General features: G+C 42.6%; 15 protein-coding genes. 6 read left to right on the top strand and 9 right to left on the bottom strand.

The window, feature by feature from the left end; all coding sequences use genetic code 11:
* Window positions 1-131 precede the first annotated feature (131 nt).
* The 4 genes from hemL to QNM18_RS15795 form a co-directional block, all read right to left on the bottom strand.
* Entirely contained in the window at window positions 132-1,421 is a 1,290-nt protein-coding gene (gene hemL, locus QNM18_RS15810) for a glutamate-1-semialdehyde 2,1-aminomutase (RefSeq protein ID WP_284137773.1), read from the bottom strand.
* Window positions 1,422-1,437: 16 nt separating this feature from the next.
* Entirely contained in the window at window positions 1,438-2,454 is a 1,017-nt protein-coding gene (locus tag QNM18_RS15805; RefSeq protein WP_039611702.1) for an aspartate carbamoyltransferase, read from the bottom strand.
* A 150-nt stretch (window positions 2,455-2,604) separates the two neighbouring features.
* Complete coding sequence (locus QNM18_RS15800) at window positions 2,605-3,039, bottom strand: CopD family protein (protein ID WP_211012747.1); 435 nt, start codon at window positions 3,037-3,039, stop codon at window positions 2,605-2,607.
* Between the two features lie 18 nt (window positions 3,040-3,057).
* Window positions 3,058-4,740, bottom strand: a complete 1,683-nt coding sequence (locus tag QNM18_RS15795; RefSeq protein WP_211012748.1) for a chloride channel protein — start codon at window positions 4,738-4,740, stop codon at window positions 3,058-3,060.
* A gap of 202 nt (window positions 4,741-4,942) precedes the next feature.
* Between QNM18_RS15795 and erpA the strand changes: the two genes are divergently transcribed.
* Complete coding sequence (gene erpA / locus QNM18_RS15790; RefSeq protein WP_023399553.1) at window positions 4,943-5,281, top strand: iron-sulfur cluster insertion protein ErpA; 339 nt, start codon at window positions 4,943-4,945, stop codon at window positions 5,279-5,281.
* 47 nt (window positions 5,282-5,328) lie between these two features.
* Here erpA and QNM18_RS15785 read toward each other — a convergent pair whose 3' ends face one another.
* A complete protein-coding gene (locus tag QNM18_RS15785) occupies window positions 5,329-5,505 on the bottom strand; it encodes a hypothetical protein (protein WP_211012749.1) in 177 nt (58 codons plus the stop codon).
* 351 nt (window positions 5,506-5,856) lie between these two features.
* On the opposite strand from QNM18_RS15785, the gene QNM18_RS15780 reads away from it, so the two are divergent.
* Window positions 5,857-6,102, top strand: coding sequence for a helix-turn-helix domain-containing protein (locus QNM18_RS15780; RefSeq protein ID WP_023399554.1), 246 nt, complete (start codon window positions 5,857-5,859; stop codon window positions 6,100-6,102).
* Between the two features lie 42 nt (window positions 6,103-6,144).
* Here the strand turns inward: QNM18_RS15780 and QNM18_RS15775 are convergent, their stop codons facing one another.
* Genes QNM18_RS15775 through QNM18_RS15760 form a run of 4 tightly spaced genes read right to left on the bottom strand, consistent with a single transcriptional unit; the run spans window position 6,145 to window position 9,895 of the window.
* Window positions 6,145-7,524, bottom strand: coding sequence for an AmpG family muropeptide MFS transporter (locus QNM18_RS15775; RefSeq protein ID WP_284137749.1), 1,380 nt, complete (start codon window positions 7,522-7,524; stop codon window positions 6,145-6,147).
* Between the two features lie 8 nt (window positions 7,525-7,532).
* Window positions 7,533-8,156 (bottom strand): peptidylprolyl isomerase, encoded by a 624-nt coding sequence (locus QNM18_RS15770; RefSeq protein WP_284137748.1) that lies wholly within the window; start codon window positions 8,154-8,156, stop codon window positions 7,533-7,535.
* 18 nt (window positions 8,157-8,174) lie between these two features.
* Window positions 8,175-8,738 carry a YajG family lipoprotein gene (locus QNM18_RS15765; RefSeq protein WP_211012752.1) on the bottom strand — a complete coding sequence of 188 codons (564 nt, stop codon included), beginning with the start codon at window positions 8,736-8,738 and terminating at the stop codon, window positions 8,175-8,177.
* Between the two features lie 2 nt (window positions 8,739-8,740).
* The gene (locus QNM18_RS15760; RefSeq protein WP_284137747.1) at window positions 8,741-9,895 is read right to left on the bottom strand and encodes a methyltransferase; all 1,155 of its coding nucleotides are present in this window, start codon (window positions 9,893-9,895) and stop codon (window positions 8,741-8,743) included.
* 40 nt (window positions 9,896-9,935) lie between these two features.
* Here QNM18_RS15760 and QNM18_RS15755 point away from each other — a divergent pair, with 40 nt between their 5' ends.
* From QNM18_RS15755 to QNM18_RS15740, 4 genes are all read left to right on the top strand, one after another.
* Window positions 9,936-10,517: an alpha-ketoglutarate-dependent dioxygenase AlkB family protein gene (locus QNM18_RS15755; RefSeq protein ID WP_284137746.1), complete on the top strand. Its 582-nt coding sequence runs from the start codon at window positions 9,936-9,938 to the stop codon at window positions 10,515-10,517.
* A gap of 59 nt (window positions 10,518-10,576) precedes the next feature.
* Window positions 10,577-10,891, top strand: a complete 315-nt coding sequence (locus QNM18_RS15750; protein WP_284137745.1) for a BolA family protein — start codon at window positions 10,577-10,579, stop codon at window positions 10,889-10,891.
* A gap of 141 nt (window positions 10,892-11,032) precedes the next feature.
* Window positions 11,033-12,223, top strand: a complete 1,191-nt coding sequence (gene fabV, locus QNM18_RS15745) for an enoyl-ACP reductase FabV (protein WP_211012756.1) — start codon at window positions 11,033-11,035, stop codon at window positions 12,221-12,223.
* Window positions 12,224-12,593: 370 nt separating this feature from the next.
* Window positions 12,594-13,937, top strand: coding sequence for a Na(+)-translocating NADH-quinone reductase subunit A (locus QNM18_RS15740; RefSeq protein WP_211012757.1), 1,344 nt, complete (start codon window positions 12,594-12,596; stop codon window positions 13,935-13,937).
* Window positions 13,938-13,939: the final 2 nt, after the last annotated feature.

Here is a 13,939-nt window from a genome sequence, read left to right as displayed (position 1 = left end):
GAAATAGAGACCTTATTAAGACAAAGAATAGTTCAAAGAAACAGAAATTTTTTTTCAATATGAAAAAAAAGCCCTTAATGGGCTTTTTCTTATGCACTTAACAACCAAACTAAGTTGGCATTTTGTGCTACTTATTTTGCTATTAGCTTTGCAAATGCGCGATCTGCGGCAGATATTGTGTTTTCGATATCTTTATCGCCATGCATTGTGCTGACAAAACCTGCTTCAAACGCAGATGGCGCAAGGTATACGCCTTCGTCTAACATTAAGTGAAAGAAGCGTTTGAATTTCTCCAAGTCACATTCTGTTGCTTGCTGGTAGCTATCGACACGCTGTGCTGAAGTAAAGAAAAAGCCAAACATGCCACCGGCATAGTTGGTCGTAAGCTCAATACCATGTTTATCAGCCGCAGCTTGGAAACCGGCGCATAAGGCTTTGCTTTTTGCTTCCAATGCATCGTGTAGACCAGGCTCAGAGAGAAGCTCTAGAGCTTTTAAGCCTGCCGCCATCGCAATTGGGTTACCAGATAAGGTGCCAGCTTGATATACAGGGCCAACAGGTGCAATGTAATCCATGATCTCACGTTTACCACCAAAAGCACCTACTGGCATCCCACCGCCGATGACCTTGCCTAGGCACGTCAGATCAGGCTCGATGTTGTAGTATGCTTGAGCACCACCAAGGGCAACGCGGAAACCAGTCATTACTTCATCGAAAATAAGTACTGACTTGTGTTCATCACAAATTGCACGAAGACCTTCTAAAAAGCCCTCAACAGGAGGGATGCAGTTCATGTTACCAGCAACTGGCTCTACGATGATGCATGCGATTTCGTCTTTATACTCGGCAAAGATCGCTTTGACTTCATCCATATTGTTAAACGATACCGTCAGTGTATGTTTGGCAAAGTCTTCAGGAATGCCTGGTGAATTGGGAACGCCCATGGTGAGCGCTCCAGAACCCGCTTTTACTAGCAAAGAGTCAGCATGACCATGATAGCAACCCTCAAACTTAAGGATTTTATCTCTGCCTGTATAGCCACGAGCAAGACGTATAGCACTCATGGTTGCTTCGGTACCTGAACTGACCATACGCACAGTTTCAATTGATGGAACCAACTCTTTGACTTTTTCAGCCATCAAGATTTCGGTCTCGGTTGGCGCACCATAGCTTAAGCCATTTTCAACAGCGTCTAACACCGCTTGTTTGATAGCTGGGTGATTGTGGCCAAGTATCATTGGCCCCCACGAGCCAACATAGTCGATGTAACGGTTATCATCAGCATCAAAGGTGAAAGGGCCTTCTGCTTTTGTAATAAACAAAGGTGTGCCGCCAACGCCGTTAAACGCTCTTACTGGTGAGTTTACACCGCCTGGGATGGAAGCTTGTGCACGCTCAAATAAATCTTGGCTAATTGTCATAATGTGTCCTTCTTGATTAACTTTGACGTTTTCTGCTGAACCAAGGTACGTTTGTTTCATACTGTTGTACTTTATTTTCTACACCCAGTGTTAGTGCGAAAAGTGCCATTCGGATCAGTACACCGTTTTGCACTTGTCTGAAGATGGCTAAGTTATCGTTACTGTTTAAATCGTTGTCTAGCTCATTGGCGTCACTGCGGCTATCTCTTGGAAGTGGGTGCATCAATACAGACTCAGGTTTACAATGCGCATCGTAAATTGCTTGGCTAATTCTAAATCCGCCACGATATTTATTGGCTTCTTCTTGCGATGGAAAACGCTCTTCTTGAATACGTGTTTGGTAGACGATATCCGCTGCGAGGTTACCTTCCATTTGAGAAACAAGTTCAATTTGATGACCTGCATTAGAGACCGCGTCGAGCACGTAGTCAGGCATTTGCAAACCATCAGGTGCAACCATAGAGAATTTAATATTTTTATAATGGCACAGTAGTTTGGACAATGAGTGTACGGTGCGACCATACTTCAAATCACCGACTAAAGCGATATGCATACCGTCGACTGTGCGATCGAAACGGCTGAGTTCACGGTCGATTGTCAATAGATCTAATAGTGCTTGGGTTGGGTGTTCGTTCGGGCCATCACCGCCATTGAGTACCGGCACATCAGAGCCTGTCGCAAACTCTGCGACACTGCCTGCATCTGGATGGCGCATGGCAACCGCGTCAGCATAGGCAGAGATAACACGGGCAGTATCATATAGTGACTCACCTTTTGCTAAGGCGGAGCTTTGCATGCCGGTGGTTTCTCTTACTAGGCCACCTAATAAGTTAAATGCAGTACCAAAACTGACTCGTGTACGGGTACTAGGTTCAAAGAATAAATTTGCGAGTACGGCACCTTCAAGCACTTGAGTACGTTTATGCTTTTTGGCATACGGCTCCATGCGCTTGGCGACGTCAAAAATTAATTCAATGGCTTCTCTATCGAGTTGATTGACAGAAAGGATGTTTTCACCTTGGAAACTTAGCATGCGGCGATTCCTAATCACAGATTGACAACAGGAGGCAAGGGTGCGCTCCTAACCGAGATAACCTTGGCAACAGCAGGTTACTGGAACGATATGATAGCATAATTGAACGTCAACAGGAGAGTATGACGGCAGGATACCGTCATATTTGTATTAAAAAAATGGTTTTAAGACTGCGAGCAATATGATGGGTAACAGCAAGAACACTGGAAACTCGTTAAAAAAGCGATAAAAACGTGTACTGCGAATATTTCGGTCGTGCTTAAAGTCTGCCAACAGTTTGAAACAATAGGCATGATAAATATAAAGAATGATCACAAAGACCAGCTTATAGTGAAGCCATAAATTGTATTTAAACCACTCCCTGCCGTATTCAACAATAGTCAGCACACCAAAAATGGTGGTGAGTACTGCAAAAGGCGTCACGAAGTATAGCAGTCGTCGCTCCATAATTTTGAGCATGGCAGAGCATGCTTTTTCTTCAGTCATGGTGTGATAGATAAATAGCCGAGGCAAGTAGAAAATGCCTGCAAACCACGCGACCATAAAAAAGATGTGCAAAGCTTTGTAAATCAGCAAAGCGCTCATAGTGCCCCTTATTTTTAATTAAAGTAAACTGTTTCTCATTGTTAGAATATGCCGTAATTTATCCCAACGCACCACGCCCATGATCTGGAGACTGTCTTTTTGGTTGTAAACATACACCGCACCAGAACGTTTATCTTTCAAGATTTCAAATGCTTCTGCAAGTGTAGCCTGAGTACTCAGGCCTTGAAGTGGGATATATTTAACGGTTGCGCTGTCGTCTGATACCAGCGTCAAGTCGTATTCTGCGAGGCGGTAGCCCTTTTGTTCATCATAGATAATGAGAGGTGTTTGGCTGTCAACGGCCGAAAGAGTGTCTTTAATTTGGTTTTTATCGCTTGAGTAAAGCAGCTTAAAGTCTTCTTCCATTTCCTCTACGATCCCCACTTTTTGTAACGCTTCTTTCGCTGGAGAAACTTGGTAGGGTAGGCCTTGGAAATCAAGCTGCTGAATAAAAATAGAACGGTTGCCAAACACTTGCAGTGCTGTCACATAAGCTGTTGAAATAACGAGCATAGCTGGAACAACAATCTGTGGATTGGAAGTTAGCTCCATCACAGCAGTCAATGCAGCCAATGGAGCGTGTAATGTTGCTGCTAATAACCCTGCCATACCAAGTACGCCATATGTGCCAGCGACGTTTACATCGGGAGAGATAAATTGGGCAAAAAATGCCATCAAGGTACCCATCACAACGCCAAGTCCGATTACCGGGCCAATCAACCCGCCAGGAATACCAAGGCCAATGGCAAATAACGTGGCGAGTAACTTGGCGATAAAAATTGTGGTAAGTAGCTGTAAGTCGTCTGGCGTTTCGATAGCTAGCTTAATAGCGCTCATGCCAGAGCCCATGGCTTCAGGTACTAAGTATCCAATTAGGCCAGCAATGAGTCCTGCGAGTAGCAAGCGAGGAAACATACTGATTGGTTTGAAGGTTTTAATAATGAGCATGAGGTTTTGATTAAACGCAAAAGCAACTGCGCCAAGCGCAAAACCACAAAGGATAAGGTATGGGTAGTGCCAGAAGCTTAACATTTCAATTTGAATTAGAGAGAGCTCAGAAACATTGCCAAATACAAATTGTGTAGCCAGTGCGCCTGTGACAGCTGCAAGCATAATAGGAACGAAAATATGAATTTTGTATTCTCTCAGTACAACTTCCATAACAAATATAACAGCGGCTAATGGGGTATTGAATGACGCTGCAATGCCTGCTGCTACACCACAGCCTGCTAGTGTTCTCGCAGCGTTGTGAGGTAAGTGAAGACGTTCTGTAAGGACACTTGCGCCAGTTGCGCCCATATGTACGGAAGGCCCTTCACGACCAACTGAAAAACCGCAAATGAGCGCAATACCGCCGCCAAAGAATTGGTTTACGGAGTTCCAGATTGGCATATGGCCATAATGAAGTTTGATACGGTTAATGACAAAGGGAATACCAAGTCGATAGTGCTTAAACCCAGTTAAATTAGCAAAAAGGGCGATGACTAGAGCCGCGCCGACGGGTAATAAAAGTCTTTGATGTTCGGCAAGAGAAGTAAAGTCATCATGACTATCTAGGAATGCAGACTGAACTAACTCGATCATTAATCTGAATAAGATTATTAATACGGCAGCAATTAAACCTGCACAAACGCCAAGCAGACATAGTTGTGCTGATGTTCGAGGTTGTGCAAGGCGCCGTCTAACTTGGTCAAGTGTCATAGTTCATCGCTTGAGATTGAAATTATCTCTTTATTTTATCAAAAGATTAATGCTAAGTCCCTGCTATAAATTTGCTTTATGATATTCCACCGAGGGGGATGTTAATTTAGCAACTACGCGCCGTGCAGCGCTCAGAGATACTTGATTAAAATAGTCGGGTATTAGATAATTCCGCTAATTATTGTACAAGGGTCGAACGCACATGTCAGAAGAGTTACCGATAAAGTTTAGCGATGCAGCGGCTGCGCGCGTAAAAGAGTTGATTGCTGAAGAGGAAAATCCTGAATTAAAGCTTCGCGTATACGTAACTGGCGGAGGATGCTCTGGGTTTCAATATGGCTTCACGTTTGATGAAAAAGTTAATCCAGGCGATTTGGAAATTGAAAAAAACGGTGTGGTCATGGTGGTTGACCCTATGAGTATTCAATATTTGGTTGATGGGATAGTTGATTACACTGAGGGATTAGAAGGCGCACGCTTTTTTGTAAATAACCCGAATGCGACGACTACTTGCGGTTGTGGTGCAAGCTTTAGCGTCTAGTTGAGCCAAGTTAAACATGAATAAAGCCATGCAATTGCATGGCTTTTTTATGTCGGATTGGTGACATGGATCATCAGAACAAAAAAGCCCAAGATAAATGCTGAAAAGAGAAGAATATAGATAAAACCACGTTTTCCTTGCTTGATAGGTATATTATTAACCCGCAAGAAGTAATACCATCCAAAGCATAAAGCCAGTGGCAATAAAAATAAAATTCGGATCATTCTGAAGCCCTTTTTTTACGTTATTTTTAAGATTAGCTGTAAATACTTATTTTTTAAAGAAAAATAAATTATTTCAAATACTGGTACAAGATATAAAATTTTTGTTAAAGTGTACCTTGTACCCTACATGAAAAAAACGAATATAGTTTTTTGAAATTTTATTAGGATTTAGCGTTAAGATAGTCTATACCTAATTGGGTACATAGGAACAACCCTGTTGTCGATACAGGAAATGTGCAAGGCCTGTAAGGCCTCTAGCGAAATAATTTAAGCTACATTATACAGCCGAGTGAGACGGGCAAATTTCACAAGGCCAGTTGAGATTAATCATCGAGTAGGAGATGTTTATTTATGATGGGTAAAACGGTTTCTTCGGAAGAAAACGGAAAGTTAACAAAATGGTTGAAATCAAAGCGTCATGAGAAAGGTCATACAATGCGTAGCCTAGCTCAAGTTTTAGGAACGCCACATTCTTTCATTGGAAAGATTGAAAACCAAGAGCGCCGTTTGGATGTAATTGAATTCTTACGTTACTGTGAAGCGTTGGAAGTTGACCCGTATGAAGGCTTGTCTTTAATTAATAAAGAAGAGCTTTAACCTGCAACGGGATTAAGAAAACAAGGTGCAGGGAAGTGCACCTTAGTCTTGCTGTTTATATGCAGCTTCAATGGCATACAGTTTGTGCCTTATAAAATAGAGAAACAGCAACGAAGGGATAACCATGAGTGCTGTGATGACAAAAAATACAGCCCAGTTCCCGCCTAGCCAATCATCAATGACTACTCCGCTATAACTAGATAATACAGTTCGGCCTAAACTACCCAAAGAGGCAAGTAAAGCGTAATGTGTTGCGCTGAATGTTCTGTCACAGAGCATTGAAATAAATGCGACCATGGCAACGAGTGACCATGCTTGTGTAAAGCCATCGACAACAATTGCCAGTGCATATAGTGACTCCTTTGGTCCAGCTATGGCTATCCAAGAGAAAATCAAATTGGACGCAGCCATTGCAATGCCACTGATGAAAAGTCCTTTTACAATGCCATATTTATGGTTAAAGATGCTCCCTAAAAAGGCAAAAATGATGGTAATAAGGCCTGTCCCAAGTTTTGAATACTGCGCAATTTGGGTATTGCTAAACCCCACTTCTTTGTAGAAAACAATCGACATGCGGGCTAGAAAAGCTTCACCAATCTTAAACAAAAAGATAAAAGTTAATAGTGCAAGTGCCGTTTTAACACCATTTTTGTTGAAAAAACTAACAAAGGGGGCAACGAGCGTGACTCCTAGCCATGCAAGGAGCTTATTCGCGCGAGAATGACCGAGCTGAGATAATTTCTGTTCGTATGCTTTTTGTATCTGGGCCTGCGCTGTATCGCGATGAGAATCGGGCTCTTTTGCCAATATTGTGACAACTGACAGTAGTGCCATTATTACAGCCAATAGTAGGTATATGTCAGGCCAACTCACATTGGGTAGATCCGCTGCGAAAAATGGGATGGCCCCAAGTAGTGCATAGCCAGTCCACCACCCTGACGTTGCCATAGCTGCTGCGGCTGTCGACTTTTCACTTTCAGATTGTGGTAGAACGTCAATTCGATAGCCATCAATTGCAATATCATGTGTTGCGGCAAACAGCGCGATTACAAAGCACAGCAACGCGGCGTAAAATAAGCTGTTTTTTAGGTCGACAAAGGCCAAGCAAGCTGCGCTCAGCGTGATGACAAGCTGCCCTAAAAAAATCCAACTCCTTCTTTGACCGAGCTTTTTACCTATGAGAGGGAGAGTTAAGCGGTCAACTAAAGGCGACCACAAAAAATTAATCGTGTAGGCGCTAAATACAATGCCAAATAGCCCAATTAAGCTGCGACTAAGGCCTTCATCTTTGAGCCAAGCAGACATTACCGAGCCGATAAGAACCCAAGGAAACCCCTGGCTCATGCCAAAAGCAAAAACAGTTAGTAGTCGCTTATCTCTATAGTAACTCAGATATTGTGCAATGCTTGCTGTTGTCATCATAATTTAAGTTAGAGCTCTTCAACTGGCAGAATTTCAATGCTGTAAATAATCACCGCAGTTTTAGGAATAAATGAGTAACCAAGCTTTTTGTTATAACCGGTTTCTACTTGCATGATTTTATCCAAAGTTTCATAACCTTCTGTCACATTACCGAATACAGCAAAGCCCCATCCTCGGCCCGGGTTTAAATGATTATTGTCATCCATATTAAAGAAAAACTGGCGTGTACCCGAATGAGGTTTGTTGTCTTGATATGCCATCGCGACTGAATACATCTCATTTTTTAAACCATTGCCACTTTCATTGAAAATGGGTTTGCGTTCGAACATGCCATCATAGTCTTTATCGTAACCCCCACCTTGGATCACAAAATCCTTTTCGTTTACTTCATCGCGTTCAACACGATGAAACACGGAGCCTTTGTAGTCGCCATTGACGACATACGTCAAAAAGTTATTTACAGTTAAAGGCGCGCGAGATCGGTCAAGATCAATTACGATCTTACCGAGAGAGGTGTTGACTTGAACTCTAGGAAATAAGTTATCTTTTTGTACAAATCGTCCTTCTTTGTTTGCTGCGTGGGCAAAACCGGTTGAAACGATTATTAATGCAAATACTAATGTACGGATCATGTCAGTGCTTCCTTGTTCTTATTGTGAGATGAAGTCAGTTAGTTCTTTATCTTCCATTATATGCATGACTAGTTGTTCTGCGAGAGTATTTAACTGCCCTTCGACTTTAGCTTGGTCGTGTTTTAAAGACCCAGATAGAGTGCGGGTTCCAGTGTAAGACTTGGTAAATGTATTGCCCCCTTTAGAGACAGAAACTTTGAACTCCGCCTCTGCATTGCTTTCATGTTTGCTGTAGGACTCTGAGACCACGGCTAAAAAGCGGTGGATTTCCAGGGTTAGGTTTGTCTTTGCTTCTGGTACTACGTTGGCATTGTTAGCCGTTAACGCTTGTTCTAGCACAGCTGACACGGTTACTGGTAAGTTGGCATCTGGCAGGTAAACTGCGGGCTCAGTATCGAGGACTTTTACAGTGAACTTGGAAGTTCTTAAATCAACGACATTAACTGTAAGTGGGGTGTTGAGCTGAACAAGTTGGCCAGCAGAGTATTCAGGACTCATGATCACCGCTTTTGGCGCAGCTGCGCAGCCTGATAAAATAGTCAGTAACCCAGCAGTTGCGACGGAGTAGAGAGTTTTGGCCATGATTAGCTCCTTTTTATTACACTTAATACAGTAAACTTTTTATTATTGCCCAGTACCTTACAATTACCAAAAAGGCGCTGCAACTTATCTTGGTAATCTAGGTGGCGATTTCCGATTATTCTGAGTTCACCGCCATTTCTCAGAGTGTATTTGGCTTGTAAGAACATTTGCCATGCGATGTGATCAGTGATGGCTTGAGCTTGATGAAAAGGTGGATTGCACAAAACCAAATCAGTACTATTAGGTGCAAAGTCAGTTAAGCAGTCGTTGTGGGTAAATTGGCAATGGCTCAGCCTTTCAGGCAAGTTGTGCTGTACATTTTGTTGTGCGCTGGCAACAGCCATCGCAGACTCGTCAACAAAAGTGACTTTTGCATTTGGCATTCGCTTTAAAGTCTGTAACCCAATGACCCCGTTTCCGCAGCCTAAATCAATAATATTGAGTGGTTTTTTTCCAGCTGGTAAGTAGTTAATAAAAAAGCGAGCACCGATGTCTAGAGAATCGCGTGAAAAGACATTTGCGTGATTAATCAATGTCATTTCTGTACTTTCTAGAGGCCATGACACAGGAAACTTGCTATTTACAGGCTTGTTCGTTGTGCTCGAAAAAATTAATCGAGATTTTTTAACCGCGAGGCTTGTTTTTGGCTCAGATAGAAAGTGATTAAAGGATTTCAACGTAGAGGTGTGTATTTCTTTCGCTTTACCTGCTGCAATAACAGGGATGTCGGCTGGCAAATGACTTAGTTGCGCCAACTGGTGTTGTAAATAACCTGCATTTTTAGGTATTTTCAACACAATTAAGTCTACAGCATGTGGCAGCGTCTCTAAACTATCTAAAAAAGAGATATGTGTGAGTGGCAGTTGGTTCTCTTTAAGGTTGTGTCGACATGCTGCTGTACTGACAAATGAGTCGTTGACAAAATGAATGCAGGGTAACTGCTCATCTTGCTGATAAAGCGTTGAAATGGCACAGCTAAGAGCTCCGAAACTGTCATTTAATACCAAAATATTGCGAACGCTTTGGTATTCCTCACTGATATAGTCAAGTAGATATTCGTCAGCGGAATCCCATGCCTGTAGGCTGCGATTTTTTTGTTCTAAGGGAAATCGATGTAGAGTAAATGGGTGATTAGCCAAGACCGCGTCGGTTGTCATAGTTCTATATTTTTCACTAAAAATGTGAGTGCATAATATCATGTCACAGCTGAACAAAGAATGTTTGCCTGAGGGCTTTGCTTATTTTCCTAATGTTATCTCTTTTAATAAGAGCCTTACGTTATATGATCACTTGGTTGACAGCATTCCATGGCAGCAGCCTCAAATTCAGGTATACGGCAAATATCATCGTATCCCACGACTGCAGTGTTTCATTGCCGACCGAGAGGTTCGTTATGGTTATTCCGGAAAGTCATTGGATAATGTGGCATGGCTACCTGCATTGTCGGCTATGCGGCAAAGGTTACAGCGCCAATACGCAAAGGAATTCAATGCGCTTTTACTTAATTGGTATCGTGATGGGTTGGATACAATGGGTTGGCACAGTGATGATGAAAAAGAGTTAGGTGCAGCGCCTCTGATAGTGTCAGTGTCTTTGGGAGCGCCCAGAATGTTTAAAATTCGTCACAGGCAAACCAGAGAAGTGACGTCAATTATGCTCGAAACAGGAAGTTGCTTGCTGATGTCCGGAGAAAGCCAGCGAGATTATGAGCACAGCTTGCCCAAGCAAACAAAAGTTACACAAGGGCGGATAAATCTGACATTCAGAACGGTTGGTTAATCGGTATTATCGGCGTATAGTATGCGATGTTTAACAATATGAAAGTAAAGAGTATACCCATGTCTATGCAGGAACATATACACACAAAACTCAAAGATGCCATTGATTGCACACATCTTGAGGTGATTAATGAAAGCCATATGCACAGCCGCGGGACAGAATCACATTTTAAAGTGATTGTTGTGAGCGATGAATTTGCGGGGCAGCGCCTATTGCCACGTCACAGACGTATAAATGAAGTGCTCAAGTCTGAGTTAGCGAATGAAATTCACGCGCTAGCGATTCATGCTTATACGCCTGAGGAATTTAGAGAGCAATCCGAACATGTCCCGGCATCGCCAACTTGTTTAGGTGGCTCAAAACTTGATAATTAGCTGATCAGACCTGTATTTAGGTCATCAGAGATTACACTATAACGCAATTTTTCTGGCTCCACCTTTTTATATTCTTGATTTTATACCGTAAGAGGTGGGCCTAAATACTTGAAACAAATTCAAAATTTAGTAGGAAATATAATGGTAATTAAGCCGAAGATCCGTGGTTTTATCTGTACAAATGCTCATCCAGCAGGTTGTGCTGCTCATGTAGAAGAACAAATCGCTTTTGTTAAGCAACAAGGCGAGTTAAAAGATGGCCCTAAAAATGTACTAGTCATTGGTGCTTCTACTGGTTACGGTCTTGCGTCTCGAATTACTGCTGCATTTGGATCTGGTGCAAAAACGCTAGGTATTTTCTTCGAAAAAGAAGGTACAGAGAAAAGAACAGCCTCAGCGGGTTGGTATAATACGGCTGCGTTTCAAAATGCTGCTGACAAAGCAGGGCTGTGGTCAAAAAACATCAATGGGGATGCATTTTCTACTGAGCTCAAAGAGCAAGCTATCGAGACGATTAAAGCTGAAATGGGTAAAGTAGACCTAATCATCTATAGCCTTGCATCTCCTCGCCGTACAGATCCAAAAACAGGCGAAACTCACAGCTCTGTACTTAAGCCAATTGGCGAAGCGATCACAACAAAGAACTTAAACACATCTAAGCGTGTTATTGATGAAGTGAGTGTAGAAGCTGCCAACGAAGATGAAATTGCTAACACAGTAAAAGTAATGGGTGGTGAAGACTGGGAACTTTGGTTAGATGCGCTGAAGCAAGCCGATGTACTTGCAGATAACTTTAAAACGACTGCATATACTTACATTGGTAAAGAGCTAACTTGGCCAATTTATGGCCACGCTACTATTGGCAAGGCAAAAGAAGACTTAGATAGAGCTGCTGCGGCAATCAAAGCATCGACGGCGGATCTACATGGTGAAGCTTATGTCTCTTCTCTTAACGCGGTAGTAACTCAGGCAAGTTCGGCAATTCCGATCATGCCACTATATATCTCAGCTTTATTTAAGGTTACTAAAGAAGACGGTACTTACGAAGGTACAATCGAGCAAATCCATGGTCTTTTCAATGAAAACCTTTACAGTGGCACGCCAAGATTCGATGAAGGTGGTCACCTGTTCCAAAACTATAAAGAGCTGGAAGAAGGTGTGCAGGCGCGTATTCAACACATTTGGGACACTGTGGATACCGACACCATTGATTCAATGACTGATTACGAAGGCTACCATAACGAATTCCTAAAATTATTTGGTTTTGGCGTTGATGGCGTTGACTATGACGCGGATGTAAATACTGTTGTTGAAATCAACAATTTAGTATAAAACTTAACCGCAAGGTGAGGCGCCCGAGCCTCACCTCTATCGAGATTACCCGACAAACCCCTTTCATCTTTTTCTCATTCAATACCACTTTGGTCTATATTGAATTAATCGCAATTAGCTGAACTGAGCTAAAACCATTGTTAAGTCGTATTAATTTGATAATTCTACTCGCATAGTCAGGGCGATTAATGTTAAAATTGCGGAAATATGTGAGGACTATATATCACGACGCTTGTTTTTGGTTGATTTGGCTTTTGTCAAGTCTCTTTTGACTAGGCGGGTTCTTTTTGATACTGAAAACATGATGAGATAGCGGCCGTGATAACTAAAGATTTTTCAATTTCTTTCCGTTAATGTAATGCAAGTGCGTATGATCAACATAAAAAAAGGTCTGGACTTACCCATAGAGGGCGCACCACAGCAAGCTATTCATGATGGCGCTGCCATCAAACGCGTAGCTGTGCTTGGTGAAGAGTTTATCGGTATGCGTCCAACCATGCATGTTCGCGTGGATGACCAAGTCAAAAAAGGCCAAATTCTTTTTGAAGACAAAAAGAATCCTGGCGTCAAGTTTACTGCGCCAGCCTCTGGTGTAGTTAAAGAAATCAACCGTGGTGCTAAGCGTGTTCTTCAATCTGTCGTGATTGAAGTACAAGGCAATGAGCAAATCACTTTTGAAAAGGTCGCAGCTGCTGAATTAAGCAACTTAGATCGTGAAAAAGTGAAAGAAGTGCTTATTGAATCTGGTCAATGGCCAGCGCTACGTGCACGTCCATTTAGCCGTGTTGCAGTACCAAGTGCAACGCCGAGCTCAATCTTCGTGACAGCCATCGATACTAACCCATTAGCTGCGGATCCTGCTGTGATCATTGCTGAAAACGTTGAAGCGTTTGAAGCAGGTCTAGCTGTAGTTTCACGTCTAACTGATGGTAAAGTATTTGTGTGTAAGCAGTCTGGTAGTAAAGTACCAAGCTCTTCGCTATCACAAGTGGAAGTACATGAGTTCGCGGGTGTACACCCAGCAGGCTTAGTGGGTACTCATATCCATAACTTAGATGCAGTTGGTGCGGACAAGCAAGTTTGGCACTTAGGTTACCAGGACGTTATTGCGTTTGGTAAGCTGTTCCTTACTGGCGAGATCTACACTGACCGAGTTGTTTCTTTAGCAGGTCCTCGCGTAAAGAATCCTCGTTTAGTTAAAACTCAAGTTGGTGCGTCGTTAACAGATTTAGTATCTGGTGAACTTGAAGACGGTGATAACCGAGTCATTTCTGGCTCTGTGTTAGCTGGTAAAACAGCAACCGGCCCTCATGCTTTCCTAGGTCGTTACCACGTACAGGTTTCAGTTCTTCTTGAAGGTCGTGAGAAAGAGCTATTTGGCTGGATTGCGCCAGGTAGTAACAAATTCTCAGTTACACGTACATTCATTTCACACTTAGCACCTAGCCGTTTGTTTAAGTTTACAACGTCTACTGGTGGTTCTAAGCGTGCGATGGTGCCAATCGGCAACTACGAACGTGTAATGCCTCTGGATATCCTACCAACGCTATTACTTCGTGATCTGATCGCTGGCGATCTAGATAGCGCTGTCTCTTTAGGTGCGCTTGAGCTTGACGAAGAAGATTTAGCATTGTGTACCTTCGTTTGTCCAGGCAAGTACGACTACGGCTTAATCCTACGTGATTGCCTGACTACTATCGAGAAGGAAGGTTAAAA

Source organism: Pseudoalteromonas obscura, assembly GCF_030135505.1.
GTDB classification, from domain to species: Bacteria; Pseudomonadota; Gammaproteobacteria; order Enterobacterales; family Alteromonadaceae; genus Pseudoalteromonas; species Pseudoalteromonas obscura.
The sequence above is the reverse complement of the archived record's forward strand: the minus strand, read 5'-3'. Positions and strand labels throughout refer to the sequence as shown.

What these genes read in the sequence shown, in the direction of transcription:
- QNM18_RS15765 (WP_211012752.1), bottom strand. Translation starts at nt 8,738, where the DNA reads ATGGCCAAAACTCTCTACTCCGTCGCAACTGCTGGGTTACTGACTATT.
- QNM18_RS15755 (WP_284137746.1), top strand. Translation starts at nt 9,936, where the DNA reads ATGTCACAGCTGAACAAAGAATGTTTGCCTGAGGGCTTTGCTTATTTT.
- QNM18_RS15760 (WP_284137747.1), bottom strand. Translation starts at nt 9,895, where the DNA reads ATGACAACCGACGCGGTCTTGGCTAATCACCCATTTACTCTACATCGA.
- QNM18_RS15775 (WP_284137749.1), bottom strand. Translation starts at nt 7,524, where the DNA reads ATGATGACAACAGCAAGCATTGCACAATATCTGAGTTACTATAGAGAT.
- QNM18_RS15740 (WP_211012757.1), top strand. Translation starts at nt 12,594, where the DNA reads ATGATCAACATAAAAAAAGGTCTGGACTTACCCATAGAGGGCGCACCA.
- QNM18_RS15785 (WP_211012749.1), bottom strand. Translation starts at nt 5,505, where the DNA reads ATGATCCGAATTTTATTTTTATTGCCACTGGCTTTATGCTTTGGATGG.
- QNM18_RS15780 (WP_023399554.1), top strand. Translation starts at nt 5,857, where the DNA reads ATGATGGGTAAAACGGTTTCTTCGGAAGAAAACGGAAAGTTAACAAAA.
- QNM18_RS15795 (WP_211012748.1), bottom strand. Translation starts at nt 4,740, where the DNA reads ATGACACTTGACCAAGTTAGACGGCGCCTTGCACAACCTCGAACATCA.
- QNM18_RS15800 (WP_211012747.1), bottom strand. Translation starts at nt 3,039, where the DNA reads ATGAGCGCTTTGCTGATTTACAAAGCTTTGCACATCTTTTTTATGGTC.
- erpA (WP_023399553.1), top strand. Translation starts at nt 4,943, where the DNA reads ATGTCAGAAGAGTTACCGATAAAGTTTAGCGATGCAGCGGCTGCGCGC.
- fabV (WP_211012756.1), top strand. Translation starts at nt 11,033, where the DNA reads ATGGTAATTAAGCCGAAGATCCGTGGTTTTATCTGTACAAATGCTCAT.
- QNM18_RS15770 (WP_284137748.1), bottom strand. Translation starts at nt 8,156, where the DNA reads ATGATCCGTACATTAGTATTTGCATTAATAATCGTTTCAACCGGTTTT.
- QNM18_RS15750 (WP_284137745.1), top strand. Translation starts at nt 10,577, where the DNA reads ATGTCTATGCAGGAACATATACACACAAAACTCAAAGATGCCATTGAT.
- QNM18_RS15805 (WP_039611702.1), bottom strand. Translation starts at nt 2,454, where the DNA reads ATGCTAAGTTTCCAAGGTGAAAACATCCTTTCTGTCAATCAACTCGAT.
- hemL (WP_284137773.1), bottom strand. Translation starts at nt 1,421, where the DNA reads ATGACAATTAGCCAAGATTTATTTGAGCGTGCACAAGCTTCCATCCCA.